General features: G+C 41.1%; 27 protein-coding genes. 17 read left to right on the top strand and 10 right to left on the bottom strand.

The window, feature by feature from the left end; translation table 11 throughout:
• The first annotated feature begins 19 nt into the window (after window positions 1-19).
• The 8 genes from K6V43_RS03505 (at window position 20) to K6V43_RS03470 (ending at window position 8,048) form a co-directional block, all read left to right on the top strand.
• The gene (locus tag K6V43_RS03505; protein WP_222381674.1) at window positions 20-1,108 is read left to right on the top strand and encodes an iron-containing alcohol dehydrogenase family protein; all 1,089 of its coding nucleotides are present in this window, start codon (window positions 20-22) and stop codon (window positions 1,106-1,108) included.
• Complete coding sequence (locus K6V43_RS03500) at window positions 1,101-2,042, top strand: L-lactate dehydrogenase (protein ID WP_222381672.1); 942 nt, start codon at window positions 1,101-1,103, stop codon at window positions 2,040-2,042. The genes K6V43_RS03505 and K6V43_RS03500 overlap by 8 nt, the downstream gene beginning before the upstream one ends.
• Before the next feature lie 367 nt (window positions 2,043-2,409).
• Window positions 2,410-2,805: a DUF1398 domain-containing protein gene (locus K6V43_RS03495; RefSeq protein ID WP_222381671.1), complete on the top strand. Its 396-nt coding sequence runs from the start codon at window positions 2,410-2,412 to the stop codon at window positions 2,803-2,805.
• Window positions 2,806-3,223: 418 nt separating this feature from the next.
• Entirely contained in the window at window positions 3,224-4,141 is a 918-nt protein-coding gene (glyQ, locus tag K6V43_RS03490) for a glycine--tRNA ligase subunit alpha (protein ID WP_002939388.1), read from the top strand.
• Window positions 4,141-6,177, top strand: a complete 2,037-nt coding sequence (glyS, locus tag K6V43_RS03485; RefSeq protein ID WP_222381669.1) for a glycine--tRNA ligase subunit beta — start codon at window positions 4,141-4,143, stop codon at window positions 6,175-6,177. Before glyQ ends, glyS begins: the two co-directional genes overlap by 1 nt.
• Window positions 6,178-6,186: 9 nt before the next feature.
• The gene (locus K6V43_RS03480) at window positions 6,187-6,444 is read left to right on the top strand and encodes a DUF896 family protein (RefSeq protein WP_024396477.1); all 258 of its coding nucleotides are present in this window, start codon (window positions 6,187-6,189) and stop codon (window positions 6,442-6,444) included.
• A 79-nt stretch (window positions 6,445-6,523) separates the two neighbouring features.
• Window positions 6,524-7,600, top strand: a complete 1,077-nt coding sequence (locus K6V43_RS03475; protein ID WP_222381667.1) for a site-2 protease family protein — start codon at window positions 6,524-6,526, stop codon at window positions 7,598-7,600.
• A gap of 76 nt (window positions 7,601-7,676) precedes the next feature.
• Window positions 7,677-8,048 (top strand): hypothetical protein, encoded by a 372-nt coding sequence (locus tag K6V43_RS03470; RefSeq protein WP_172129761.1) that lies wholly within the window; start codon window positions 7,677-7,679, stop codon window positions 8,046-8,048.
• A gap of 22 nt (window positions 8,049-8,070) precedes the next feature.
• On the opposite strand, the gene K6V43_RS03465 is transcribed toward K6V43_RS03470, so the two are convergent.
• The 4 genes from K6V43_RS03465 to K6V43_RS03450 all read right to left on the bottom strand — a co-directional run bounded on the left by K6V43_RS03465 (window position 8,071) and on the right by K6V43_RS03450 (window position 12,382).
• Entirely contained in the window at window positions 8,071-9,408 is a 1,338-nt protein-coding gene (locus K6V43_RS03465) for an MATE family efflux transporter (RefSeq protein WP_222381665.1), read from the bottom strand.
• Between the two features lie 73 nt (window positions 9,409-9,481).
• Entirely contained in the window at window positions 9,482-10,147 is a 666-nt protein-coding gene (locus K6V43_RS03460) for a potassium channel family protein (RefSeq protein ID WP_222381663.1), read from the bottom strand.
• 12 nt (window positions 10,148-10,159) lie between these two features.
• Window positions 10,160-11,509 (bottom strand): potassium transporter TrkG, encoded by a 1,350-nt coding sequence (locus K6V43_RS03455; RefSeq protein ID WP_172006670.1) that lies wholly within the window; start codon window positions 11,507-11,509, stop codon window positions 10,160-10,162.
• A 333-nt stretch (window positions 11,510-11,842) separates the two neighbouring features.
• Entirely contained in the window at window positions 11,843-12,382 is a 540-nt protein-coding gene (locus tag K6V43_RS03450) for a Gx transporter family protein (protein ID WP_222381661.1), read from the bottom strand.
• A 182-nt stretch (window positions 12,383-12,564) separates the two neighbouring features.
• Between K6V43_RS03450 and K6V43_RS03445 the strand changes: the two genes are divergently transcribed.
• The 5 genes from K6V43_RS03445 to menA all read left to right on the top strand — a co-directional run bounded on the left by K6V43_RS03445 (window position 12,565) and on the right by menA (window position 18,139).
• Window positions 12,565-14,457, top strand: a complete 1,893-nt coding sequence (locus K6V43_RS03445; protein WP_222381659.1) for an NAD(P)/FAD-dependent oxidoreductase — start codon at window positions 12,565-12,567, stop codon at window positions 14,455-14,457.
• Window positions 14,458-14,476: 19 nt separating this feature from the next.
• The gene (locus tag K6V43_RS03440; protein ID WP_222381657.1) at window positions 14,477-15,466 is read left to right on the top strand and encodes a polyprenyl synthetase family protein; all 990 of its coding nucleotides are present in this window, start codon (window positions 14,477-14,479) and stop codon (window positions 15,464-15,466) included.
• A gap of 94 nt (window positions 15,467-15,560) precedes the next feature.
• Window positions 15,561-16,061 carry an FMN-binding protein gene (locus K6V43_RS03435; RefSeq protein WP_171989390.1) on the top strand — a complete coding sequence of 167 codons (501 nt, stop codon included), beginning with the start codon at window positions 15,561-15,563 and terminating at the stop codon, window positions 16,059-16,061.
• 73 nt (window positions 16,062-16,134) lie between these two features.
• On the top strand, window positions 16,135-17,184 hold the full coding sequence (locus K6V43_RS03430; RefSeq protein WP_105126944.1) for an FAD:protein FMN transferase: 1,050 nt from the start codon (window positions 16,135-16,137) through the stop codon (window positions 17,182-17,184).
• On the top strand, window positions 17,177-18,139 hold the full coding sequence (gene menA, locus K6V43_RS03425; protein WP_222381704.1) for a 1,4-dihydroxy-2-naphthoate polyprenyltransferase: 963 nt from the start codon (window positions 17,177-17,179) through the stop codon (window positions 18,137-18,139). Before K6V43_RS03430 ends, menA begins: the two co-directional genes overlap by 8 nt.
• A gap of 29 nt (window positions 18,140-18,168) precedes the next feature.
• Here the strand turns inward: menA and K6V43_RS03420 are convergent, their stop codons facing one another.
• The 6 genes from K6V43_RS03420 to K6V43_RS03395 are packed head-to-tail and all read right to left on the bottom strand — an operon-like array spanning window position 18,169 to window position 20,841.
• On the bottom strand, window positions 18,169-18,597 hold the full coding sequence (locus K6V43_RS03420; protein WP_024391119.1) for a NusG domain II-containing protein: 429 nt from the start codon (window positions 18,595-18,597) through the stop codon (window positions 18,169-18,171).
• Between the two features lie 52 nt (window positions 18,598-18,649).
• A complete protein-coding gene (locus K6V43_RS03415) occupies window positions 18,650-18,997 on the bottom strand; it encodes a hypothetical protein (protein WP_222381655.1) in 348 nt (115 codons plus the stop codon).
• On the bottom strand, window positions 18,987-19,331 hold the full coding sequence (locus tag K6V43_RS03410; RefSeq protein ID WP_172017459.1) for an MFS transporter: 345 nt from the start codon (window positions 19,329-19,331) through the stop codon (window positions 18,987-18,989). The genes K6V43_RS03415 and K6V43_RS03410 overlap by 11 nt, the downstream gene beginning before the upstream one ends.
• Before the next feature lie 12 nt (window positions 19,332-19,343).
• Complete coding sequence (locus tag K6V43_RS03405) at window positions 19,344-20,426, bottom strand: DUF3278 domain-containing protein (protein ID WP_222381654.1); 1,083 nt, start codon at window positions 20,424-20,426, stop codon at window positions 19,344-19,346.
• Window positions 20,427-20,436: 10 nt separating this feature from the next.
• Complete coding sequence (locus K6V43_RS03400; protein ID WP_002937997.1) at window positions 20,437-20,637, bottom strand: hypothetical protein; 201 nt, start codon at window positions 20,635-20,637, stop codon at window positions 20,437-20,439.
• 15 nt (window positions 20,638-20,652) lie between these two features.
• A complete protein-coding gene (locus K6V43_RS03395; RefSeq protein WP_002942681.1) occupies window positions 20,653-20,841 on the bottom strand; it encodes a helix-turn-helix transcriptional regulator in 189 nt (62 codons plus the stop codon).
• Window positions 20,842-21,111: 270 nt separating this feature from the next.
• On the opposite strand from K6V43_RS03395, the gene rsmH reads away from it, so the two are divergent.
• The 4 genes from rsmH to mraY are packed head-to-tail and all read left to right on the top strand — an operon-like array spanning window position 21,112 to window position 25,645.
• Entirely contained in the window at window positions 21,112-22,062 is a 951-nt protein-coding gene (gene rsmH / locus K6V43_RS03390) for a 16S rRNA (cytosine(1402)-N(4))-methyltransferase RsmH (protein ID WP_222381652.1), read from the top strand.
• A 10-nt stretch (window positions 22,063-22,072) separates the two neighbouring features.
• The gene (ftsL, locus tag K6V43_RS03385; protein ID WP_024396432.1) at window positions 22,073-22,396 is read left to right on the top strand and encodes a cell division protein FtsL; all 324 of its coding nucleotides are present in this window, start codon (window positions 22,073-22,075) and stop codon (window positions 22,394-22,396) included.
• Window positions 22,396-24,645: a penicillin-binding protein PBP2X gene (pbp2x, locus tag K6V43_RS03380; protein WP_024403568.1), complete on the top strand. Its 2,250-nt coding sequence runs from the start codon at window positions 22,396-22,398 to the stop codon at window positions 24,643-24,645. The genes ftsL and pbp2x overlap by 1 nt, the downstream gene beginning before the upstream one ends.
• A gap of 1 nt (window position 24,646) precedes the next feature.
• Window positions 24,647-25,645 (top strand): phospho-N-acetylmuramoyl-pentapeptide-transferase, encoded by a 999-nt coding sequence (gene mraY, locus K6V43_RS03375; RefSeq protein WP_024403567.1) that lies wholly within the window; start codon window positions 24,647-24,649, stop codon window positions 25,643-25,645.
• Window positions 25,646-26,025 lie beyond the last annotated feature (380 nt).

The raw sequence follows: 26,025 nt of genomic DNA, 5'->3' as shown, positions 1-26,025 counted from the left end.
GAGTAGAAAGGGATTGGCTATGGAATTTGCAAAACTTGTTCGAGGTGAACCGGGTCAGTATGTAGCATCACAAGGAGCACTTAAAGAGTTACCTGATCGCCTCTCTCTATTTAAACACCCTGTCGTAATAACTGGTCAAAAATCTTATGCAGCCTTTGTCAAACATTATGGGAAAGAGTCGGACTGGCCAGTGCTATTCTATGATCAAACAGCTAGTCATGAGGATATGGAACGGTTAGCAGCTCAAGCTCGTCATCTGGAAGCAGATGTGATCATTGGCATTGGTGGTGGTAAGGTCATGGATACGACAAAAGGAGTTGCTGATCGATTAAATGTAGAAGTTGTATTGATTCCTACACTAGTCGCGACATGTGCATGCTCAACACCGCTTCTTGTTGCCTACCACCCTGATCATACCTTTAAATCGATTGACTATTGCCAAAGGTCTGGATTTATGACAGTCGTTGATTATGATTTACTGGTAGATGCTCCCAAAGAGTTCTTGATTAGTGGACTTTCAGATACATTAGCAAAATGGTACGAATTAGAAGCCATCCATCGTGGAAAATTGCGACAGGATTTACCAGCGACAGTCCAATTAGCCCTGGCAACTGCACAGGTTAGTCAAGATATTCTCTTGCAAGATACTGAGTCTGTTCTTGAAGCAGTGGATAAGAAACAGGTTACACCTGCTTTCAAGCGAATGGTTGATACAGTCTATGTTGTTGCAGCAAATGTTGGTTGCCAAACTAGTGATTATGTTTCTGGTGCCCATGCTTTGCACAATGGGTTGACGGTTTTGCATGAAACACATCGGATTGCGCATGGGCTAAAAGTCGCATATGGAATTTTGGTTCAATTATGTTTGATGGGTGATGAGGACGAAGTTCGTAAGCTCCTTCCTTTCTATAAGAAAAATGGTTATATTTACCGTTGGGACCAATTTGGAGTTGAAGAGAATCGCTTATCAGCTATGAAAAAGGTTGCTGATTTAGCAACGGTACCGACTGAAAGTTATGTAAACATTCGTCAGTATATTACCGCTGATGAAGTAGTTGCCGCTATGCAACGGCTGGAAGAAATAGTGGAGGAAGCAGCTCATGACTAGAAAGATTGGAATTATTGGTCTTGGACATGTGGGGGCTACCTTGCTTCATGATTTAATTGCAGGGCAAGTCTTTGATAGTTACGTGGTCATTGATAAGGACGAAAAAAAAGTAGCATCAGATGTGCTAGATATGAAAGATCGGGTTGCCAATACAGGTTACTTTGCAGATTTTGTCATCAATGACTATTCAGCCTTAAGCGATGCAGATATTGTTGTATCTAGTTTAGGCAATATTTTATTGCAAGCAAATGCTGCCAATAGTCGTTTTGCAGAGCTTCCTTTTACTAGTCAGGAAGTGAAGGATGTTTCTAAGAAATTAGTAGCATCTGGTTTTTCAGGAATCTTAATCGTTATCACAAATCCAGTTGATGTGATTACCCAACTATATCAAACTTACACAGGTTTCCCGAAAGAAAAGGTCATCGGTACAGGAACTCTACTAGATACAGCTCGAATGAAGCGTGCGGTAGGGGAAAAATTTGGTGTTTCACCCGTCAGTGTTTCAGGCTATAATCTTGGTGAACATGGAAATTCTCAGTTTACGGCTTGGAGTCAAGTTCGGGTGAATCAAACGCCAATTCAGCAACTGGTTTCAACTGATGAATTAAGCCAGCTGGCAGATGAGGCGCGTGTTGGCGGACATACGGTATTCTTTGGTAAAGGCTATACCAATTTTGCAATTGCAGCAGCTGCTAAGACTTTGATTGAGGCAGTTTTGTCAAATAGCAGAGTGAATTTGCCGGTATCCCATTATTTGGAAAATTTTGATACTTATATAGGCTATCCAGCCTTAGTTGGACGTAATGGAATTGAAGACTCAGTCGCTCTCGATTTACCAAAGGGTGAATGGGAGTTACTTGAGCGTTCCGCACAAATTATTCGTGAACGAGTAGACATTGCTAAAACAGGTGATTGGGAACAATTGAGTTTATGATTTATCGAACATGTTGTTCGGTTTTCACAAGTAGGAATGCAATGACATATCTCGCTATTGTAGACAAACACTGATTTTTCTGCTACAATACTAAGCATGAAAGAAGGTTGTTTCAAAAGCCTGTCTAGCGAGCTTGGGAGAGTGAAAGCCAAGCCAGTCTTGAAATAATTGGCGCTTTCCCAGTCGTGACCATGTCCGACTCAATCAGAATCATACAAATGAAGTAATAAATTAGGGTGGAACCGCGTTCTCAACGCCCCTATGTCAGTTGACAGGGGAAGAGAATGTGGTTCTTTTTGTCTGCGACCGAGTATTTCTTGTTTTTCATCTCAAGTTGGAAGACAGCTACTATAAAGAAAGGAGACCAATGTTCACCTTAGAAAATATCAATCGCGGTCATGAACAGTTTACTGGGCCTGATTTTCCCAAACTGATTGCCTATTTTAAGGACTTGGGTATGGTGGAAAATACTGTGAATATCCAGTCTGGACAAGTTACCTATCGCTCACAGGCAGGTCAAGCTCTGGAAAAGACGGGCTATCAAGTGACGATACCTGTTTCGGACCGAGTCAATCTGGACCAGTTTGTGACCATATTACGCAATCACCAGGCTGGGCAAACAGATTTCCCTACCTTCTGCCAAGAAACAGCAGAAGCAGGCATTTACAAGTGGGTCATTGACCTCGAAGCCATGACCTGTTCCTACATGGACAAAGCAGAGCAGGCTGTTTTTGTGGAAGCTGTACCGAGTGTGGAGAACTAGCAATTTTGAAATATAATAGAAAGAAGGAAATATATGTCTAAAAAATTAACATTCCACAGCGTCAGTGGCATAGTCTCCTTTCAGTCGAATTGCCATACGATCATCGCTAGGGCGACTGAGCTAGACGCTGTACTAGTTCGCCTTTCCTAGCGGTATTGGATAGGAAGGCTCACGTCGCAAGAACATCGTCATTTAGTTTATCTTTTATTACTTCGACGTAAGTGGAAACTCCGTTTCTTTATTTCCAACTTCAAACACTCCACTGGATTGTTTGAACTCGCCTTGCCTGATTGAAACAGTCTGGGGGACTGTTTCAGTCAATGCCTAGAAACAAGAAAGCATTGAGTTATGCCTACGGCTCGTTGCCTAGTATTAAAAGTAAACTAAAAGACTAATAATTAAAGAAAGAAGGAAATATATGTCAAAGAAACTTACATTTCAAGAGATTATCTTGACCTTACAACAATTTTGGAATGAGCAGGGGTGCTTGCTCATGCAGGCTTATGATACGGAAAAGGGTGCGGGTACCATGAGCCCCTACACTTTCTTGCGTGCGATCGGTCCTGAGCCTTGGAATGCGGCTTATGTTGAGCCAAGTCGTCGTCCTGCGGATGGTCGTTACGGGGAAAACCCAAACCGTCTCTATCAGCACCACCAATTCCAAGTGGTCATGAAACCATCGCCATCTAATATCCAAGAACTCTACTTGGAGTCTTTGGAGCGTTTGGGCATCAATCCTTTGGAGCACGATATCCGTTTCGTTGAGGACAACTGGGAAAACCCGTCAACAGGTTCAGCTGGTTTGGGCTGGGAAGTCTGGTTGGACGGTATGGAAATCACGCAGTTCACCTACTTCCAACAGGTTGGTGGTTTGGCGACAGGTCCAGTCACAGCCGAAGTAACCTATGGATTGGAGCGTTTGGCTTCCTATATCCAAGAAGTTGATTCCGTTTACGACATCGAGTGGGCAGACGGCGTTAAATACGGTGAAATTTTCATCCAGCCAGAGTATGAGCATTCAAAATACTCCTTTGAAGTATCAGACCAGGATATGCTCCTTGAAAACTTCACTAAGTTTGAAAAAGAAGCAGAGCGGGCTTTGGAAGAGGGCTTGGTTCACCCAGCCTTTGACTATGTGCTCAAGTGTTCTCATACCTTTAACCTGCTCGACGCCCGTGGAGCTGTGTCTGTAACCGAGCGTGCAGGCTACATTGCCCGTATCCGTAACCTTGCCCGTGTCGTTGCCAAAACTTTTGTGGCAGAGCGGAAGAAACTAGGCTTCCCACTTTTAGATGAAGCAACACGAGCAGAATTGTTGAAGGAGGACGCAGAATAATGACAAAGAATTTACTTGTTGAACTTGGCTTGGAAGAAATTCCTGCCTACATCGTAACCCCAGCCATGCACCAGTTGCGTGACCGCATAGCGACTTTTTTGACAGACAACCGTTTGGCTTTTGATAGCATCGATGTCTTTTCAACACCACGCCGTTTGGCTGTTCGTGTGCGTGGTTTGGCAGACCAGCAGACTGACTTGACGGAAGATTTCAAGGGACCTGCTAAGAAGATTGCCTTGGACGCAGACGGAAACTTCACCAAGGCTGCAGAAGGTTTTGTCCGTGGCAAAGGCCTGACGACAGCGGACATCGAATTCCGCGAGATCAAGGGTGAAGAGTATGTCTACGTGACCAAACACGAAGCTGGCCAGCCAGCTGAGGCAGTTTTGGCGGGTATTCCAGAGGTCTTGAAGGCTATGACCTTCCCTGTCAGCATGAACTGGGCTTCCAACAAATTCGCCTACATCCGCCCTGTCCACACCTTGACCGTTCTCTTGGATGACGAGGCATTGGATATGGACTTCTTGGACATTTCGTCAGCTCGCATCAGCCGTGGTCATCGTTTCCTTGGAAATGAAACCGAGATTGCAAGTGCAGATTCTTACGAGGCGGACTTGCGTGCACAGTTTGTCATTACAGACCCCGCAGAGCGTCAAAATATGATTGTTGAGCAAATCAAGGCTATCGAGGACAAACACAATGTGACAGTTGAGATAGATGAGGATCTGCTCAATGAAGTTCTCAACTTGGTCGAGTACCCAACTGCCTTCATGGGTTCTTTTGACACTAAATATTTGGAAGTACCAGAAGAAGTTTTGGTCACTTCTATGAAAAATCACCAACGTTACTTCGTGGTGCGTGATAAGGCTGGCAAACTCTTGCCAAACTTCATCTCCGTCCGCAACGGTAACGACCAGTATATTGACAATGTCATCAAAGGGAATGAAAAAGTCTTGGTAGCCCGTTTGGAAGACGGCGAGTTCTTCTGGCGTGAAGACCAAAAACTCAAGATTGCTGACTTGGTGGAACGTCTCAAAGTCGTGACTTTCCATGAAAAAATCGGCTCACTTTACGAGCACATGGCACGTACCAAGGTTATCGCAGAAAAATTGGCTGACTTGGCTGGCTTGTCTGCGGATGAAAAAGCAGATGTGGCGCGTGCGGCGGACATCTACAAGTTTGACCTCTTGACAGGCATGGTCGGTGAGTTTGATGAACTGCAAGGAATCATGGGTGAGAAGTATGCCCTTCTTGCAGGGGAAAAACCTGCGGTGGCAGCAGCAATCCGTGAGCACTACTTGCCAAACTCAGCAGAAGGCGAATTGCCTGAAAGCAAGGTCGGTGCGGTCTTGGCACTGGCTGATAAATTTGATACCCTCCTATCCTTCTTCTCTGTTGGCTTGATTCCGTCTGGCTCAAACGACCCATACGCTCTTCGTCGTGCAACACAGGGTATCGTACGGATCTTGGAAGCATTTGGTTGGGAAATTCCATTGGATGAGTTGATTGCGGAGCTCTACAGCTTGAACTTTGCCAGCTTGACCTATGACAACCAGCCAGCTGTGATGGACTTTATCCGTGCCCGTGTAGAAAAGATGATGGATAAGGCGATTCCGAAAGACATCCGTGAGGCTGTACTTGCCAGCTCAACCTTTGTGGTCAGACTGCAACTGGCAGCCAGCTCTGCTATTTTCCAAAAATCAAAAGAGGCTGACTACAAGGAAGCCGTGGAAAACTTGTCACGGGTCTTCAACTTGGCTGAAAAGGCGGAGTCAACTGCGATTGACGAGGCACTCTTTGAAAATGAGCAGGAGAAAGCCCTTGCTGCTGCAGTGGCAGGCTTGGAGTTGACAGAAGATATGGCGGGCAACTTGGACAAGCTCTTTGCTCTCAGCCCAGTCATCGCGGCCTTCTTCGACAATACCATGGTTATGGCAGATGACGCAGCAGTCAAAGCCAACCGCTTGGCTCTTTTGAAAGCCTTGGCGGATAAAGCACGTGCTGTGGCGGTCTTCAATCTCTTAAATAGTAAGTAGGAGGCATACATGGAACAAGCAAAAATCGATCGGATCAATGAATTAGCTAAAAAGAAAAAAGCTGGTACCTTGACACCAGAGGAAAAAGTTGAACAGGCTCAGCTTAGGGAAGAATACATCGAGGGGTATCGACGAGCAATCCGTCATCATATTGAGGGGATTAAACTGGTTGATGAAGAAGGCAACGATGTGACGCCAGAGAAACTTCGTCAAGTCCAACGTGAAAAAGGCTTGCATGGCCGTAGTTTAGATGACCCAAATTCCTAAACTTGCATTGCTAAAAAAACAAGTGAAAGACTAGGTTTCCTAGTCTTTTTTTGTTATACTATTAAAAAGGAGGTTTGCTATGAAGAAAGTATGGAATTGGTTTGTGATTGGACTTTCAGTTCTTTGTGGTTTTGCGAGTGCCATGTACTCAACCTATGGGATGGCTCAACTTTTACCAGAAAATGATTCCTTCCATGGACTGTGGGTGTTTGGTCTAGGTTATGTCTGGTTCCTAAGTACATTTTACCTGACCCTCATTCTCCATGAATTGGGGCATGCCTTCTTTGGTTGGCTGACGGGTTTTGACTTGGTGGCGCTCGGCTTGGGCAATCGCTTGTTGGTCAAGACTGACCGAGGCTGGAAATGGAAGAAAACGGTGATTGTACAAGGGGCAGCTGCTCAGTATATCGGAGTCAAAAAAGATGAGGATGACCCACGAGCGATTCTGATGTTTGCAGGTGGCTTGATTGTCCATCTCAGTCTCATACTTATTTCTGTTTTGATTGGGTTCTTGACAGGGTATTGGAGTCTGCCTCTATCGCAAATTCTCCTCAATCTATCCTTGTTTACTCTCAATGCCAATCCTTCTGGTATGGCGGATGGTGCTAAGATTCAGGAGTTGCATGCTCATCCTGAGTATAGCCGATTGGTCTATCAAGCACTTATACACACCTCTCAAGTCATGGTGAACCCAACTGTTGCGAATTTAAGTGATTTTGTCACGGACCTGCCAATCTTGCCTGGGCATATACCACAAACCTACTATCTAAACTGGACGGAAGTGCTGATTTTCAAAGGGGAGTTTCAAGAAGCACGAGAGCGATTGGAGAAGTTGATAGCAAAATCGGATAATGATCACATCAGCAAGGCAAGCAAACTCGTTTTGCTAGAAGTCTATCTCTTGCAAGGTTTAGATGAGGATGCGAGGGAATTGGGTCAGGACAAGCAGGTCAAGGCTTTGCTCAAGTACCCTATGGGAAGTTACCAAGTCATTGCTGCTCTATACCACCAGCGAATTACGAAAGATAGCAAAGCCTTGAAAAAATCTCTGGCTCAGGCTAAAAAAATGCTGCCTAACAGCCCGCTCTTGGCTGATGAACAGGATTATTATGGCAAGCTCTTAGCAGAGATTGAGTTGGAAAGTCAATTGCCATAGTAGATTATTTTGACTTGTATTTACAACAAAATATATGTTAAAATGTGTATAGAAACAATTGATAGGGAGATTTGTCATGAAAAAACTGATGTACACCTTGTTGGTACTTACCTATGTTATAGTCGCTTATTTGTCGGTCTACCTCCTTCCTCACTATTATTTTGGTGCAATTATAGGGGCGGCAGGAGCCAGTCTTGGAGCTAGTTTCAAACGGTTCAAGGAAGTGCAAGCTTGTCCTGACAAAGCCTTGTCGGCTTATTTTAAGTGGGATAAGAAAAAGACAAGTAGTTTGTTATTGTTCCTTCTTGGAATCATCCTTTTTGTCAGCCTTGTGATGGAATTTAATTGGCAATATGGCATAGCTTTTGTAGTGGCTATCAGCTACGCTATGCTTTGGAATGTCCTTCATATCCAATTTCTACGAAAATACTATTTTAAAAACGCATGACATAAATCATGCGCTTTTTAGATTAAACAGTCTCTCCTTTTTTTAGTTTGCGGGAGAGGATAATTGTGCTTGGGATGAGAACTAAAATACTTCCTATCCAAGCTGCCGGGTTGGCGGCGGCAACTCCATAGAATCCGAATAATTGGAGCCCGATAATTGCTACACCGGCTCGCATAATTAGTTCACCAAATCCGGCTAAGGTTGGAATGAAGCCCTTACCTAAACCTTGAACGAAGCTACGAATAATGAAGAGAATGGCCAAAATCCAATAACAACTGCCATTGATTATGAAGTAGCTCAATGCGAGAGAGCGAACTTCTGAACTTGCCTCTGGCAAAAACAAACTGGAGAAGAAACCATGGAAGATGATTAGTAAAATAGCATAGATAATCGACCAAGCGATATCAATCCAAAGAGCTTGTTTGAGTCCTTCCAGAATTCTTTTGTATTCTTTAGCACCATAGTTTTGGGCTGTGAAAGTGGAGATGGCCAGACCTAAATTAATCATAGGTAACATAGCTAATTGGTCCGTCTTACTTGCAATGGCTTGTGCAGCGATGGCCTGGGTTCCAAGCTGATTGAGCATTGCTTGAAGGGTAAGAGCTCCAATTGCAATGATACTTGCCTGAAATCCCATGGGGAAACCAACCTGTGCATGTTTTTTCAAATTATCTTTATCTAACTTCCAATCAGATTTCGTAAGATGAAACTGAGGAATTTTTCGTTTAATATGAAAGAGAAGGTAGAGGACAGAAACTGCTTGAGCGGTTACGGTAGCAAAACCAGCGCCAAATACACCCCACCCAACATTCAAGATAAAGAAAAAGTCGAGTATAATATTGATGATACAAGCCAGTATGAGAGCTAAAAGTGGAGTGGTTGAATCACCTAAACTTCGAATGGCAGCGGATAAATAGTTATATAAAATAGTAAAGACCATCCCACCAAATATGGCTACCATGAATGCATAAGAATGCTCAATTAAATTTACCGGAGTTTGAAGCAATTCTAAAATAGGACGTAGAAAGATGAGTGATAGGACAGTTAAAATAAGACTGACAAGAACGGAATAGAAAAGTCCGTGAACAAAACTATGGCGGAGGCCAACAGTATCCTTAGCCCCAAATCGCTGTGCGGTAACAATGGCAAGCCCACTGGTCAATCCTTGAGCAAAACCTACAATTAGAAAGATAAGGCTACCGGCCGTCCCTACACTGGCAAAAGCTTCCTCACCCAGGGTGTGGCCGACAATCATGGAATCGGCAAAATTATAAGCTAGTTGAAAAAAAGAACCGATTAAGAGAGGAAGAGTGAAGCGCAAAATAACAATGATTGGTCTTCCTTTGGTTAAATCATTCATAAAATCTCCTGAAAAGGTGCAGAGTATAAGCCCACTAATGTCTGCAATAGCAGTTTCAGTGGGCTTTTTTATATTAATTGGTTAAATCTTCAAAATGGTCAATTGTGTTATGATCGGTTACTGCAGTAATCAATTCATCTTCATTGAAAACATAATCTGGTGTTAATTGGATATTCAGTTCCTGATTCTCACCACAACGGTAGCCGATGATGTTCATTTTGTAATTCTGACGTAATTGCAGCTCTGCCAATGTTTTACCAAACCATTTTTTTGGTGGTTTGAATTCAACAATTGAAGCATTCCCTCCCAATTCAAAGACACTGGTAGTGCTTCGATGAATTAAGTGTTTAGCCAGTGAAATTCCTGTCTCTCTTTCAGGCGAGATAACCTTATCCGCCCCGATGCGCAATAATACTTCTTTTGTAGTGGTACCTTTTACTTTGGCAATGACTTTAGGCACGCCTAACATTTTACTGTGCATAACCGCGAGGACACTTGACTCGAGATTGTTACCAGTCGCAACAACGACAGCATCACAGTTTTCGATACCTGCGGCCCTTAAAAGAGAGCGGTCTGTAATATCTCCAACAACCCCCCTTGTTAAAATGGATTCAAGCTGATTGATTTGATGCTCATGGTTATCAACAGCAATGATATTGCAATCGTATTTATGAAGAGTTTTGGCAATGGTAGTCCCGAAAACGCCGAGACCTAAAATTCCGATAGTGTAAGTTGACATAATTTTCCCCTATTAAACTAACAATGATGATTTTGCATACTGCAAGCTTTCTGTTTTTGAAATGCGGCGAACAGAGAGACTTGCTAAAATGGATAATGGTCCGATACGTCCGAAAAACATGAGAGCCATGATAATGGCCTGACCAGCCATACTAAGATTTGGCGTTAAGTTAGCGGTAACTCCTACAGTTGCTAGAGCTGACATGACTTCAAACATAAGATAGATCAGAGGTTGAGTCGCATCTGTTACCGTAATTGCAAAAAGCCCGGCTAAAAAGATCATTAGAAAGACAGAAAATGTTGCGAATGCTTTTCGTATTGTTAAATTGTCGATAGTATGAGACATAAAATTTGTATGAGGCAGACCTAAAATTTCACTACGTGCATAGAGAATGATGGTAAGAAATGCAGTAATCTTTATCCCGCCAGCAGTTCCGCCAGGTGCGCCACCAAGCATCATTTGAAAAATATAAATGAGAAGTGTGACTGGTTCAGCCTTTGTATAATCAATACTTGCAAAACCAGCGGTTCGCATGGTAACAGTTTGGAAGAAACTAACTAGTAATTTTTCCCAAAATGGGAGATTTCCAATAGTATCTGGGTTGTTCCATTCCGTAATAAGAGTAAGAAGTGTCCCAATTGATAGAATAGTAATGGTTAAAGCAAGAACTACCTTCGTGTGAAAACGTAATTTTTTAAAGTGTCCTTTAGTTACAATCTGTGTTTGAAAGTCAAACCAAACTGAAAATCCCAGCCCCCCCATGATAATTAAGGCGGCTAAAGTCAGATTGACTAGTGGATTGTCAACATAGCGGACAATACTAGTAGCACCAAAGTTATCAAAGCCTGCGTTACAGAAAGCTGAAACTGCTAAAAATGCAGAGCTGAAAAGGCCGCGTTGCCAACCAAAATCTGGAACAAATTGGAATGATAGAATCAAAGCGCCAAGAGATTCTATTGCTAATGTAAAACCAAAGGCAGATTTGATGAAACTCCGAAAATGCTTGGTATCAGAACGAGCTAATGCTTCCTGTAATGTGGCCATATTCATGAAATTCATTTTCCGACCACCACGGAGAGCAAACAAACCAATGAAACCGATAAGACTAAGTCCACCGATTTGAATCAACAACATACAGATAATCTGTCCAAAGGTAGAATATGATTCGGAGACAGCTTGAGTGAACAGGCCTGTCACACAGACCATAGAAACAGCTGTAAAAAGATGATCCCAATAGGTGGCGACGGAGCTATCAGCTTGTGAAATCGGTAAGCTGAGTAAGATAGAACCGATCAGAATTACCAGCAAAAAACTGAATATAATTCGTTGACTCGGTGTCAACTTGATAGGTAAAAAAGACATGATATTCCCTTTTGATAATTAAATATGAAGCTATTGTAGCACAAATAGTTGAAAAAGGTAAGAAATAATGAATCAAAATAGTGATGAAATAATCAATTGTATCAAGGTGTTTCATCATGTTAATAAAAGCGATTAAGAAAAGGGTTACATACAGAATTTTCAGACGAATCTGTGTGTAACATCATTAAGATCGACTCAAAATGTATACAAATAGTTGAGCGATGCACAAAAAAGGCAGTTCCTTCCCTAGGCTGCCTTTGTAGAATGGGTTGAAAAATTTAAGTTGCTTTTCTATCAGAATATACAAATTGAATTCGGTTAGAAAAGAGGAGTCTATTTCCACTCAGCCAATATTTTTTGGTGATAGTAACGAAGAGGACCCACTTTTTCAAGCAAGTAAGTGGCGGACAATCCTACCAAAAATCCAGAAAGTATTCCGCTAAAGGAGAGTATCGGAAGGTAGTTCAATACATAGAAAGAGCGAGCGATGGTAGCGAAAACAATCAATTGACCGACGTTGTGCATCATGCCACCCAGTATTGAAATGCCAATTGGGCTGACCCGACGAGGACCGAGTTGTTTTGCAGATAACATTACAATATAGCTTAGAGTCACTCCTGCAAAACTATAGAGAAAAGTGGAGAAAGTACCACCTAGAAAAGTTGAAATAAGTAAGCGTAGCGAAACCACTTTTACACTATCTTTCGCAGGGAGTGTAAATATTGCAATCAAGCTGATGAGGTTGCCAAGGCCTAGTTTAGCGCCAGGGGCAAAAGAGAAAGGTGTGGGGGTTAATCGTTCAACTACCGAAATAACAACAGCCTGGGCTGCTAACATCGTGATAAAGTTTAATGTTTTACGGTTTGTATTCATTTTCTGCTACGAAAGGTTTCTTTCTAAGACGTATTTCTTATTTGTTATCTTACATTTTTTTTTGTAAGCGTGCAAGTCTGCGCATTTACCACTAATTATTGAAAAGAGCTTGAAATACGGGACGGAATAAGATATAATTAACCTATCATCTTTTGTTTCTATTTTCACAAGGAGGATTAATTGTGACGAAAAATATTGTGATTGTCGGTGCAGGTTACGCAGGGATTGCCGCTGCTCGACTGTTAGGGAAAACGTTTAAGAAAAACGCAGATGTAAACGTTACCTTGATTGATAAAAACTCTTTCCACACTTATATGACTGAGTTACACGAAGTGGCTGCAGGACGTGTGGAAGCAAATGCGATTAAGTATGACTTACAACGAATCTTTAAAAAATATCCAAAGGTTCAGTTGGTAACAGATAAAGTTGTAGAAATTGACTACGATAAGAAACAAGTCGTTGCTGAACACCAAACCTTGGCATTTGATTATTTGCTTCTTTCTATGGGTGGTGAGGCGAATGACTTTGGTGTCAAAGGTGTCAAAGAACATGGTTTCACTTTATGGTCAATTGAGGCAGCTGAACGTTTGCATGATCACATGATTGATGCTTGCTACCGTGCCATGCGTGAACATGATGAAGCAAAACGACGTGCCCTTCTGACCTTTACCGTTATCGGTGCTGGCTTCACAGGTATTGAGATGATCGGTGAGCTAATTGATTGGGTACCAATTTTGGCGCGTGAGTTCAAGTTGGATCCGAAAGAATTCTCACTCAAGGTTGTTGAAGCAACGCCAAATATTTTGGCTATGGTTACTGAAAAAGAGCAAGTCAAGGCTCGTAAATATCTTGAGAAAAAAGGCGTTGAATTAGTACTTGGTGATGGTGTTGCGAGTGTTCAAGAAGATAGCTTAACATTGGCATCTGGCCGTCAAATTCCAACCTACACCTCTATTTGGACTGCAGGTGTTCAAGCAAATTCTGATGCTAGTGAATTCGGTATTGAAAAAGCGCGTGCAGGTCGCCTAATTGCCAATGAATTCATGGAAGCCAAAGGCAAAGAAAATGTCTATGTGGCTGGTGACTTGGTTTACTTTGAAGAATCAGAAGGAAAACCGACCCCTCAAATCGTTCAAGCAGCTGAACAAACTGGTCATACTGCAGCAAGCAATATCATTGCAGCGATTAACGGCGGAGAAAAGCACAGTTATAAAGGCAAATATGATGGTTTTATGGTATCTATCGGATCACGCTATGGTGTTGCTTTCTTGATGGATAAATACCATATGTCTGGTTTCTTTGCTATGGCAGTGAAGCATATGGTTAACTTGCTATACTTCTTTACTATCCGAAGTTTCTTCTACATGGGATCTTATGTGCGTCATGAGTTCTTTGATATTAAAAATAAACGGAACATCTTTGGTGGACATACTTCTGGTAAGGGCAATCTTTTATGGTCAGTACCGATGCGTTTATTTTATGGATCAGTTTGGCTCTATGAAGGTGTGAAAAAAGGGTTTGGACTATTTGGAACAACATCATGGTTTGGTGATCAAGTTGTCTTCCCATTCCCATGGTTAGCTGATCCAGTTTCTGGAGCTTCTGCAGCGGAGACAGTTTCAAGCGCTTCACAAGCTGCTACTACCGCAGCGGAAGTAGCAGAACCAATTTTTGGATTGAGCTACGCCTATGGTGAAACACCGATGACCGTTTTAGAAAAAATGCCTGACTGGTTTGCGTCAATTATGGAATTCATGATGCCGAACCAAGAAGTTGCGCTCTTTATGCAAAAATTCATGACTATTGCAGAAATTGGTATTGGTTTAGCCTTGATTGCAGGTGCGTTTGTATGGATTGTCTCTGCTGCAACAGTCGCTTTGGTTGTGATGTTTAGTTTATCAGGAATGTTCTACTGGGTAAATATTTGGTTTATCCCAGCAGCAATCTCATTAATGAATGGTTCTGGTAGAGCATTTGGATTAGATTATTGGATTATGCCATGGTTAGGTCGCTTCCTAGATAAGACCATTTATGGGAAGCCCAAGCATATTTACAAAATCAAGGATAATAAATAAAGGAAATTTTAACAGTTAAGTGGTACATCAAATTTGGGATGCCCACCCAGACATTAAAAGGGGGCTTGAAGAGGTTAAAACCATCATCTTATCAGAGATGATGGTTCTGCATCCAGCAGTAAAAACAAAGATTGTTGAGTATGTAGAGGCACCGGGTAAATACTTGCGTGCTGGCCTTTGTCTGCTCTTTGCACAGATGAAAGAAGGGCAAATTCATCAATCTAAGTTGTATTTTGCTGCTTATCTTGAAGTTTTACATCTAGCAACCCTAATACATGATGACGTGATTGATGGAGCAGATAAAAGACGGGGAGTTATTACGGTCCATCAGCAATTTTCAAATCGGATTGCAATCTATACTGGTGATTATCTTTTGGCCTATTCAGGCCGTTTGTTGGCCAAGGGATTACGGTTACAAGATCTATCTCAGGAAGATATGAATTTAGGCAATGATAAACTGATGGAAACTATTTTAAGAGGTGAGTTATCTCAATTAATGAATCAGTTTGATACAGAAATGACTATGAAAGCCTATCTCAAACAAATACAAGGGAAGACAGCATTTCTCTTTGGTTTGTCTTGCCAATTGGGTGCTTTTGTTCCAGGGCAGTCAAAGAAAGAAAGTGGATTAGCTTTTCGTTCTGGCCAAGCTCTTGGTATGGCATTCCAGATCCGAGATGATTTAATTGACTATCAGTTGGATGTCCAAGAGTCAGGAAAACCTCGACTTCAGGACATTCAGAATGGAATATACACTGCACCACTTTTGTTGGCTATGAGCGAACATAAAGCAATTCGTCAATATTTGACTGCTTACATAGATAATCCTGACAGTATCACTCTGAATCAGTTAGCCCAGTCTATCAGTAATACAAATGCTATCGAACAGACGGAAAAATTAATTGCTTCCTATCTTTCTAAGTGTAAAAATTTTGCAAATAGAATGCAAATTTCTGAAAAAGAATCTTTTTTTCAAGTTATAGAAAACGTATTCAAAAAATACTTCTAATTTGTGATTTTTTTGTCAATTTAAACTAGACAGATAGAAGAAAAAGTTATATCATTATAGTATAGTTATTAACATAAAACAAAGGAGTTTTATCATGAAAAAGACAAAATGGATGTTGAAAAGTTTGTTAGTTCTCGGTGCTGCTGTAACTTTGGTAGCATGTGGTGCTAAAGAAGAATCAACATCATCATCAACAGCAGAAACAACTACTTCTGAATCTTCATCAGCATCAGCTTGGAAAGATGGTACTTACAAAGCTGAGTCAGGATTTGATGAACGCGGTTGGAAATTTGTTCACGAAATCACTATCGAAGGTGGTAAAATTACCGCTTCAACTGCTGATTACGAGGACAAAGATGGTAATTTGAAATCAGAAAATGCTGAATACAATGCAACAATGAAAGAAAAATCAGGTGTATCTTCTGCAGAAGCTACAGATAAACTTGATGAAGAACTTCTTGCAGCACAAAGTGCAGATGTAGAAGTAGTTTCAGGTGCAACTACTACTTCTGAAAACTTCAAAAAATCAACTGAAGCACTTTTGAAAGCTGCTGAAGAAGGAAATACAGATACTATCACACTTACATTTGAGTAACGTCTGTCAGTAAATTATAGGCACAGTAGCCCTAGGCTGGCTACTGTGTTTTTCTATTAGAAAGGATGAGTTAATGAAAAAGGGAATCCGTTTATTTGTAATTTATATTGCTGCATTTTTCCTAGTAGCATGCGGAGCTAAGAAAACGGAAACGTTACCTGTTGTAAAAACTCCATTGACTCGTAGCGAAAGTCTACTACATACAGTAGTGCAATTGAGTATCTATCACGATGATCAAGAGGAAGTGATGGATGAGGCAATCGCCTATATCAAGGAAATGGAAAGTTTGCTGTCAACGAAACTGGAGGGTTCAGATGTTTATCGGATCAATCAGGCGGCTGGAAAAGAAGCTGTCAAAGTAGATAATCGGACTTTTGAAGTAATTGAGAAAGCTATCGAGACCAGTGAAGAGAGTGATGGTTTATTTGATATTTCAATTGGTGCTGTGACTAATCTCTGGAAAATTGGGGATGAAGATGGACGTAAACCCAGCGATGAAGAAATTCAGGCTGCTTTGCCATATATAAACTACAAGGATATCACTCTGGATAAGGAAAGCCAAACAGTCTATATCAAGAAAGGAATGATTTTAGAACTTGGGGCTATTTCAAAAGGATATATTGCGGATAAAGTGAGAGAGTTGTTTGAAAGTAAAGGGATTACTACTGCCATAATCAACCTTGGTGGGAATGTTGTAGTCATGGGTGACTCACCGAAAACACAAAAAGGATGGAACGTTGGCGTTCAAGATCCTGATCAAGTTCGAGGGACAACTGTCGGCTCAGTGCCAGAGACACATGATTCAGTCGTTACATCTGGTATTTATGAACGGTATATTGAGGTAGATGGTGTAAAATATCACCATATTTTAGATCCTAAAACAGGCTATCCTGTAGAGAATGACATTTCAGGAGTCACAGTTTTTTCAAAAACCTCGGTTCAAGGAGATGCCTTGTCTACAACTCTTTTCTTGCTCGGTGTTGAAAAAGGACTTGCATTCATCAACCAAATGGATGGAGTAGAAGCGGTATTTATTGATAAGGAGCACGGTGTTCATCTGAGCGATGGACTTAAAGATAGCTTTGAATTAACGAATGAGGAGTATCATCTTGTCAGTGAATAAATCAAAGAACGGGCTTAGTTTACCCGTATTTCTAGAATTTGTCGAAATCAAAACAAAGGTCGCCAGTGTCTTTCCTATGACACTGGGGCTTCTATGGGCAGCTTATCGCTATCAGACTTTTAATTGGTTGAATACGCTGTTGTTTGTCCTGGCAGTACTGAGTTTTGATATGTGCACGACTGCAATAAACAATAGTATGGATTATCATAAGGCAAAAGATGAAGCCTATCGTCAAGAAAGTAATGTGATTGGGAAGTTTTCGCTTGATTTTCAGCAAATGATTGGTATTATTTTTACCTTACTTATTTTTTCCATCCTGATTTCTTTATTGCTTGTCTGGCGTACAAGCTGGCTACTCTTGCCAATGGGGGCGCTATGCTTTCTCATTGGAATCTTTTATACATTTGGTCCTATTCCATTGTCGAGAATGCCACTGGGGGAAGTCTTTTCTGGAATAACTATGGGATTTGGAATTTTCTTTTTCGCGGTATTTATTCAGCAACCAGATTTGCTATTGACGAGCCAGGTGAGCGGTCAGTGGATGACTCTACAATTCTCTTGGACAAGGATATTGGAAATCATTTTAATGTCCATTCCGTTAGTTACTTTGATTGCTAATATCATGTTGGCTAACAACACCTGTGATTTGGAAGAAGATATTCGCAACCATCGCTACACCTTGGTCTACTACATCGGTAAGAAAAATGCTTTGAAACTATACTTTGTTTTGGCAAGTTTACCATGGTTGCTGTGGCTGTTGTACTGTTTGACAGGTTTCTTGCCATTCTGGGCATTGATTGGTTTGCTTGGTCTAGTGCCTGCTTATCATAGTTTGGAACGATTCTTGAAAAAGCAAGTGAAACGCGAAACTTTTATTGAAGCAGTAAAAAGTTTTGTTCTCTTTTCAGGAGTATATGTGCTTACGCTGCTAGTAGCCCTTATATTTAATAAATAAGACACAGCCTATTGACTGTGTCTTATTTATTATAATGGTAAAATGAGTTCTTCTTCGTCAGAGTTGTCCCCACCGACAGCTTTAATTTCAATCAGGAGATTGTGAGGCAGACAAACGGAAAGTTCACCTGGTTGGCTAATCCAGCCAGTCATCACAGCAATCTGGTCAGGACTATTGTCCTCTTTGTCACGAATCCGTTCGCCATCGACTTCAATAATATTGTATTGTCCTTCGTTTGGATAATAGGTAATTTCTTGATGAGGAGTATCTTTTGATAATTCAAATTGATCGACGACCTCACCGTTTATCCTAACATATGCAATGATTTTAGTTTCATTTGACTGTGACGTTAAATGCATGTATGTAAAAATCGCTGGGACAAAGGATAATAGAAGGGTCAGTCCAATTAATAGATAGTCAAATAATTTGAATTGTTTGAGAATGGATTTGAATGTCATATACAATCTATTGTATAGAAAAAAACTTACTTTGTAAAATGTTGGACACAGATTACTTTTTCAATTGATTATAGAAGAGTAGGATGGCTATCATTCCCCAAAATCCAGCTAGGAGCGGTTTGATTTGTCCAGTGAAAAATCCAATGGAGAAAGTTAGGGCAAAACCTGCAAAGAGAAACCAGATCAGTGGTTTACGATAAAGATAGATAGCTTTTTGGACAACATTTGCTTCTGGACTGGTATTTTTCCGATCACTATTCAAAATTGGAAGTATAGTGAACAGTAAGATAAAGATTGGTGGGTTGTCTCCAGTCAGGTAGCTATGTATATATAAGCTAAAAATCGCTGTATAGAAGAGAACAATCAAAGTAAGAATGAGTTTCGGTTTGTCAACGTTCATCTGGCGTCTCCTTTTTGAAATAAATCCGATAAAGAATAGATAGAGCAAATCCAGCAGGAAGGATGAGGACAAGTGGTTTGACATGTCCTAGCCAAATGCCCACGGAATAGGTCAAGGTCATGGTAAACAGAGCAAAGATGGCTTGGATGATAAAGTAGCGTTTTTCTTCGGCGGTATTATAGGATTTGATAATCTGAACGGGCGGTAGCATGAGCAAGAATGAACCGCTAATCGGCTCATTGACCATGTAAGAGTAGATGAAGAGGGAAGAAAATAAACCATAAAATAGAACAAAAAATCGACAGGTTTGTTTGGGTGTAAAAGGTTTATTCATTGGGGCTGCTCCTTATTTTTTCTTGGAAGTGTCTGCTTCCAGTTTTTGCAGATAGGCAAGGGCAGATAGGGCTAGACTGGCAAAGAGGCCCATCATGCCACCGAAGAGGAGGGATTTTACGTGGAAGATGGAATCCAGTAGGGGAAGCTGGAGGCTAAAGAGGTCTGCCAGCCCAGCAAAGAGGCTAGATAGCAGGGCAACTCCCAGTCCCCAAACCAGTGGATTGAGGGTCTGTCCTTGTCTTTCCTCAGGGCTCAGTTCGTCCACGTCATATTGAGGCAGGTCAGCATGGAGGGTGCGCATATTAACGATACCAATTAGGATAATACTGAAGAAGGCAATGATCATTGGATAGTAGCTCGCCACCTCGACAGGATAGCGGTAGGCTAGGAAGTAGGCGATGGCATTTCCAAGAGCTAGGAAGTAGAAGTGGTAGATAAAGGCTATCCCCCCAATCTCATCTGCCTTAGTCCGTCGGTACTCGTCTAAAGGCCCGCGAATACCATAAACGTGCCGTATCATGTTTTGGATCCACTTAGGTTCTTTTTTGGAAATAGCAGAGCTGACACTTAGTTGTTCCGCTTTTTTCATGCGCTTGCGTAACATGATTTCGATAGCAATGCCTGTGAAAACTCCACCTAGACAGGCTGCTAGGAATTTTCGGAGGTCAAATAAATGGTCTAGTGGATTGAGTCCTTCCATCCAGGCATCAAATCCCGTGTTCCAGATATACATACCACAGGTGAAATAGAGGGCGAATTTGATACTTGCTCCCTTGAATTTCTTTTGTTCCTTGGTAGTCAGTTCTTCTACATCTAAACTGTCCAGTTGACTGTGCCGGAGTTTAAACATGATGTAGGTACTAGCAGATAGGTAGGCTAGGAGCAGAGTAACGGTGTAGCCATAGGCAACGACTTCTGGGTAGCGTTTGGATAGAGCGAGTGCCAGTAGGGTAAGAGCCATGGTGCCCCAAAAGAGCAGGATAAAGCAGGTATTGCCTAGTCGGAAGGCTTCTTTTTGGCGAAATTCATCCAAGGGCCCTGCGATACCGTAAAATCGTTTGATTAATTTATCTTGAAAGGTTTCTTTTTTCATAAGCAGCTCCTTATTTTTGATCGAACAATGGTAAGATGTAAACAAAGCCTAAGAAGTAGATGGTCCCAGCAATCAGCAATTGTAGCCAAAATTTTGCTTGGCTGATGGTGTGCAAGATTTCTGCTCCGCTATTGCCCCAAAGCTGAAAGAGGACAAAGAGCGGGATAAAAATAAGGGTAGAGATAAGAGCTTGACGTATATTCTTTTTCATGGTTTTTCTTCCTTTCTATTCATTCCAAAAGAGACTATTGAGATCGGTCTGTAAAGCTTTGGCTAGGTTGATACAAAGGTCTAGCGAGGGATTGTATTTGTTGTTTTCAATCATGTTAATGGTTTGCCTGGATACGCCGATGGCCTTGGCCAGATCCAGCTGAGAAATACCTAGCAGTAGGCGATAATCTTTGACACGGTTCATGTGCCCTCCTTTCTATGTCAATTATATCTGACACAATTGTCTAAAAATGAGAGGATAGGTTGACTATCCTTTTAAATTGTTGTCAATTATATCCGACATACAAGTGTAAAAAAATGTGGGAGACCTCCCTTTTGATGTCAACTATATGTGACATGTTTCTTTACTGTTAGTATATACCTGTTCATATAAGTTGTCAACTATATTTGACAGTTTTTTTGTAAAAAGTTTGCAACAACTTTTTATTTTAATTTGTGGTACAATAGAAAAGATATGACCAAGGAATTTAATCACACAACTGTTCTCTTGCATGAGACAGTAGATATGTTAGACATCAAACCAAATGGAATTTATGTAGATGCAACGCTGGGTGGAGCAGGGCATAGTGAGTATCTGCTCAGTCAGTTGACGGATGGGGGGCATCTCTATGCCTTTGATCAGGATCAGACTGCTATTGATCATGCCCATATTCGCCTGGCATCCTACATTGAAAAGGGACAAGTGACCTTTATCAGGGATAATTTCCGCAATCTCAAGACTCGCTTGGCGGAGCTAGGTGTAACAGAGATTGATGGGATTTGTTATGATTTAGGAGTATCTAGTCCACAGTTGGATGAGCGGGAGCGTGGCTTTTCTTACAAACAAGATGCTCCGCTTGATATGCGGATGAATCGTGAGGGACAGTTGACGGCTTATGATGTGGTCAATAACTATGACTATCACGACTTGGTACGGATTTTCTTTAAATACGGTGAGGATAAATTTTCCAAGCAGATTGCTCGTAAGATTGAACAGGCGCGTGCGGTCAAGCCGATTGAAACAACGACTGAGTTGGCTGAATTAATCAAATCAGCTAAGCCTGTGAAAGAGCTAAAGAAAAAGGGTCACCCTGCCAAGCAGATTTTCCAAGCTATTCGGATTGAGGTCAACGATGAATTGGGAGCGGCAGATGAATCGATTCAACAGGCCATTGACTTATTGGCTCTGGATGGACGGATTTCTGTTATTACCTTCCATTCTTTAGAAGATCGTTTGACCAAACAACTCTTCAAAGAAGCGAGTACAATTGATGTTCCAAAAGGCTTACCATTTATTCCAGATGACTTGAAGGCGCCACTTGAATTGGTCAATCGTAAGCCTATCTTACCGAGTCAAGAAGAATTAGATGCAAATAATAGAGCGCATTCAGCCAAACTGCGTGTAGCTAAGAAAGTACATAAATAGGAGAGAGTCTATGTTGCAAGAAACACGTAGAGAAGCTACCATGAGGGTCATTGGTGATAAAATAAAAACATTTGATCGCGTTGAAAAAGTATTTTATACCAGCATTATCCTATCGGGAATTATTTTAGCAATTGGGATTGTCTTTTTGCAAACAAGGCTCTTACAAGTTCAATCAGAAATGGCTAAGGTCAACCAAGAAATTAGTCAAAAGCAAGTTGAAATTGATGATGCAAAACAAGCTGCCAACGAATTACTGCGTTCGGCAAGATTGATGGAGATTGCTGAGAAGGCAGGACTATCTTTTAATAATGATAATATTGGAGTAGCAGAGTAATGCCCAGAAGAAACAATAAACTCTTGCGATATGTCTTGAAAAATCGCTATATTCCTTCCAAAAATCGGCGGAGAGTAGGACAAAGTTTACTGATAGTGTCGATTTTTGTATTTTTTAGTTTCCTGATTAATTTTGCGATTATTATAGGAACAGATTCGAAATTTGGTGTTGATCTTTCTGAAGGAGCGCAAGCAGTTCATCAGAAAGAGGTTACTGTACAGGCGAAACGTGGAACCATTTATGATCGCACAGGGGTTCCAATTGCAGAAGATTCAACCACCTATACCATTTATGCGATTATTGATAAAGAATATGTGTCTGAATTTCAGGAAATACTATATGTTGAATCTTCTCAGTTTCACAAGGTTGCCGATATTTTAAACAAGTACCTAGGGATGGAGACGGATTACGTTAACAAGCAATTGAATCAACCTGATTTAAAACAGGTCTATTTTGGTACGCTTGGTAAAAATATTTCCTATAGTACAATGACGTCAATTCAAGAAGAGATGAAAACTGCTGGTATCAAGGGGATTGCCTTTAATGCCAGTCCTGGTAGAATGTATCCTAATGGAAATTTTGCCTCAATTTTTGTCGGCTTGGCTAACTTAATTGAAAATAACGATGGCAGTCATAGTCTTCAAGGTATGAGTGGGATGGAATATTATTTGAATGACATCCTTGCAGGTCAAGATGGTAAGGTTATCTATGAAAAAGATAGTCAAGGTAGGATACTGCCTGGTACGGAATCGGTCGAACAAGAAACGGTTAATGGCCAAGATGTATATACAACAATTTCGGCAGATTTACAACGCTCCTTAGAAACCAATATGAATACATTCTTTGATACGGCAAAAGGTAAGTATGCAAACGCAACACTTGTTTCTGCCAAGACAGGAGAAATTTTAGCGACCACACAACGTCCAAGTTATGATTCGGATACCAAAGAAGGTCTTGGTGAGGAAGGTTTGCTAGAGCGTTCGTTACTTTACCAAGAAGCCTTTGAGCCGGGATCAACCATGAAGGTTTTGACAGTAGCTTCTGCAATTGATAATGGTACATTTGATCCAAATGCATATTACACAAATAATGAATACGTAATTGCAGACGCAAAAATCAATGACTGGACTTTAAACGCTGGCCAATCAGCTGTTACGTTAAATTTTGCTCAGGGTTTTTCACTCTCAAGTAACGTCGGAATGACTTTGTTACAACAAGAAATGGGGGATGAAAAATGGCTAAATTATCTTGCTAAATTTCGCTATGGTTACCCAACACGATTTGGTATGGGGGATGAGGCACCAGGTCTTGTTCCTGAGGATAATATTGTAACGATTGCCATGTCTACATTTGGTCAGGGTATTTCAGCTAACCAAGTGCAAATGCTTCGAAGTTTCTCTGCGATTGCAAATAATGGAATAATGTTGGAACCAAAATTTATTTCAGCACTATACAATCCGAATACTGATACTGCAAGGCTTTCATCTAAAGAAGAAGTCGGGAATCCAGTTTCTGAACAGGCGGCAGATGAGACATTAGGTTACATGATAAATGTTGGTACGGACCCTATTTTTGGAACACTTTACTCACATGATTTACAAGGACCGGCAATACAAGTGGACGGGTATGATATAGCCATGAAATCAGGAAGTGCTGAGATTGCCAGCGAAGACGGTCAAGGTTATATCAAGGGGGCGTATACCAACTCAGTAGTAGCCATGATTCCTGCCGAGGATCCTGAATTTATTATGTATGTGACTATTCGTCAACCGGAATCACTTAATGTTATGTCGTGGCGTGATATTGTCAATCCGACTTTAAAAGAGGCAATGTTACTAAAAGATAGCTTGAATCTCGATTCTGCAGCTCCTGCTTTGTCACAAGTAACGACAGAAACGGAATACAAATTACCGGATCTGATCGGTAAATCTCCAGGGGAATCTGCTGAAGAACTTCGTCGGGAGTTAGTTCAACCTGTTATTCTAGGAAACGGTTCTGAAATCAAGAATGTTTCTGTGGAGAAAGGAAGCGTGGTCGCGGCTAATCAACAGATTCTCTTATTAACCAATAAATTTGAAACAATGCCAGACCTATATGCCTTAACCAAAGAGAATATGGACCTTTTTGCAGAATGGACGGGTATTGAGGTGACCTATACAGGCACTGGTTCAAAAGTGGTTGATCAAAGTGTTGAAGTTGGAACTGCTTTGAAGAATACAAAGAAAATTACAATTACTTTAGGAGACTAACATGCAATTTGCACTTATGTCGGGATTAGTTGCCTTTTTGGCAACAGTAGTCTTAATCCCTCGATTTATTACTTTTTATCAAGCTAAACGCATTGAAGGACAACAGATGCATGAAGATGTCAAGCAGCATCAATTCAAGGCAGGAACACCGACCATGGGGGGGACTGTTTTTTTAGTAGTTGCGATTCTGGTTAGTTTTATCTTCGCAGCAATGACTCACATGTTGACTGGTGGCGTTATTGCTATTCTATTCATCTTAGCCCTCTATGGTTTAGTGGGATTCTTGGATGATTTTCTGAAAATTTTCCGTAAAATTAATGAAGGCTTGAACCCTAAACAAAAGCTTGCCTTGCAAATTCTAGGTGGCGTTGTTTTCTACTTTGTGCATGTTCGAGGAGCTGGTGGGGGTGAACTAAACGCATTTGGCTATATGCTAAATCTAGGAGTTCTCTATTTTCCTTTTGTACTATTTTGGTTGGTTGGCTTTTCAAATGCTGTCAACTTGACCGATGGTATTGATGGGCTTGCCTCTATCTCAGTTGTCATTAGTTTATTAGCATATTCTGTTATTGCTTATAAAGAGCAGAAGTTTGATATTCTTTTAGTCTGCTTGACCATGATTGGTGGTTTGCTTGGATTCTTTGTTTACAACCACAAACCTGCTAAAATTTTCATGGGGGACGTAGGAAGTTTAGCGCTCGGAGGTATGTTGGCGACCATTTCGATTGCTCTTCGTCAAGAATGGACCCTCCTCCTTATTGGTTTGGTTTATGTGCTTGAGACTTCATCAGTGATGTTGCAGGTTTCATACTTCAAATATACGAAGAAACGGTTTGGGGAAGGTCGCCGTATTTTCCGTATGACTCCTTTCCATCACCATTTGGAGCTTGGAGGATTGACCGGAAAAGCTGAAAAATGGAGCGAATGGAAGGTAGATGCCTTTCTTTGGTCGGTAGGACTGGTTATGAGTTTGATTACCTTGGCTATACTTTATTTATAGATTTACAATGAGTAGCAGAAACAGCAGAAATGCTGTTTTTGTGCTATAATAGAGGGTAATCTAAAAACGAACTTCATTCGCAAGGTTATTACTGTCTCAATGAGACTTGGTAGATTTTTACATATTGCAAAGCATAGAGAAAACAGAAATACATACTTTTATACTCTTTGAAAATCAAAAGCAAACGTAGTTGACTTGATTTGATGAGTGAAAGGCTCCAGTGGAGCCTTTCAGCCTGTTACCTTAAAACAAAATAGTAACAGGGTTCTATCTGCATCATATCGACACGAACTATGTTCGCTCAATTTACAACCTCCAAAGGTTCCCCGAATTTTTGGGGAGAGTCTAATTTTGATTTTCATTGAGCATGAGTATGATTC

Origin of the sequence: Streptococcus suis (genome assembly GCF_019794615.1) — a bacterium.
Lineage (GTDB): Bacteria > Bacillota > Bacilli > Lactobacillales > Streptococcaceae > Streptococcus > Streptococcus suis_AI.
This window is presented reverse-complemented; position numbering and strand designations above follow the sequence as displayed.

What these genes read in the sequence shown, in the direction of transcription:
- mraY (WP_024403567.1), top strand. Translation starts at nt 24,647, where the DNA reads ATGCAATTTGCACTTATGTCGGGATTAGTTGCCTTTTTGGCAACAGTA.
- K6V43_RS03430 (WP_105126944.1), top strand. Translation starts at nt 16,135, where the DNA reads ATGAAAAAGGGAATCCGTTTATTTGTAATTTATATTGCTGCATTTTTC.
- K6V43_RS03395 (WP_002942681.1), bottom strand. Translation starts at nt 20,841, where the DNA reads ATGAACCGTGTCAAAGATTATCGCCTACTGCTAGGTATTTCTCAGCTG.
- K6V43_RS03480 (WP_024396477.1), top strand. Translation starts at nt 6,187, where the DNA reads ATGGAACAAGCAAAAATCGATCGGATCAATGAATTAGCTAAAAAGAAA.
- K6V43_RS03500 (WP_222381672.1), top strand. Translation starts at nt 1,101, where the DNA reads ATGACTAGAAAGATTGGAATTATTGGTCTTGGACATGTGGGGGCTACC.
- K6V43_RS03455 (WP_172006670.1), bottom strand. Translation starts at nt 11,509, where the DNA reads ATGTCTTTTTTACCTATCAAGTTGACACCGAGTCAACGAATTATATTC.
- K6V43_RS03420 (WP_024391119.1), bottom strand. Translation starts at nt 18,597, where the DNA reads ATGACATTCAAATCCATTCTCAAACAATTCAAATTATTTGACTATCTA.
- K6V43_RS03410 (WP_172017459.1), bottom strand. Translation starts at nt 19,331, where the DNA reads ATGAATAAACCTTTTACACCCAAACAAACCTGTCGATTTTTTGTTCTA.
- K6V43_RS03470 (WP_172129761.1), top strand. Translation starts at nt 7,677, where the DNA reads ATGAAAAAACTGATGTACACCTTGTTGGTACTTACCTATGTTATAGTC.
- K6V43_RS03400 (WP_002937997.1), bottom strand. Translation starts at nt 20,637, where the DNA reads ATGAAAAAGAATATACGTCAAGCTCTTATCTCTACCCTTATTTTTATC.
- K6V43_RS03505 (WP_222381674.1), top strand. Translation starts at nt 20, where the DNA reads ATGGAATTTGCAAAACTTGTTCGAGGTGAACCGGGTCAGTATGTAGCA.
- K6V43_RS03405 (WP_222381654.1), bottom strand. Translation starts at nt 20,426, where the DNA reads ATGAAAAAAGAAACCTTTCAAGATAAATTAATCAAACGATTTTACGGT.
- glyS (WP_222381669.1), top strand. Translation starts at nt 4,141, where the DNA reads ATGACAAAGAATTTACTTGTTGAACTTGGCTTGGAAGAAATTCCTGCC.
- K6V43_RS03435 (WP_171989390.1), top strand. Translation starts at nt 15,561, where the DNA reads ATGAAAAAGACAAAATGGATGTTGAAAAGTTTGTTAGTTCTCGGTGCT.
- K6V43_RS03495 (WP_222381671.1), top strand. Translation starts at nt 2,410, where the DNA reads ATGTTCACCTTAGAAAATATCAATCGCGGTCATGAACAGTTTACTGGG.
- glyQ (WP_002939388.1), top strand. Translation starts at nt 3,224, where the DNA reads ATGTCAAAGAAACTTACATTTCAAGAGATTATCTTGACCTTACAACAA.
- K6V43_RS03460 (WP_222381663.1), bottom strand. Translation starts at nt 10,147, where the DNA reads ATGTCAACTTACACTATCGGAATTTTAGGTCTCGGCGTTTTCGGGACT.
- pbp2x (WP_024403568.1), top strand. Translation starts at nt 22,396, where the DNA reads ATGCCCAGAAGAAACAATAAACTCTTGCGATATGTCTTGAAAAATCGC.
- rsmH (WP_222381652.1), top strand. Translation starts at nt 21,112, where the DNA reads ATGACCAAGGAATTTAATCACACAACTGTTCTCTTGCATGAGACAGTA.
- K6V43_RS03465 (WP_222381665.1), bottom strand. Translation starts at nt 9,408, where the DNA reads ATGAATGATTTAACCAAAGGAAGACCAATCATTGTTATTTTGCGCTTC.
- K6V43_RS03415 (WP_222381655.1), bottom strand. Translation starts at nt 18,997, where the DNA reads ATGAACGTTGACAAACCGAAACTCATTCTTACTTTGATTGTTCTCTTC.
- K6V43_RS03450 (WP_222381661.1), bottom strand. Translation starts at nt 12,382, where the DNA reads ATGAATACAAACCGTAAAACATTAAACTTTATCACGATGTTAGCAGCC.
- K6V43_RS03475 (WP_222381667.1), top strand. Translation starts at nt 6,524, where the DNA reads ATGAAGAAAGTATGGAATTGGTTTGTGATTGGACTTTCAGTTCTTTGT.
- ftsL (WP_024396432.1), top strand. Translation starts at nt 22,073, where the DNA reads ATGTTGCAAGAAACACGTAGAGAAGCTACCATGAGGGTCATTGGTGAT.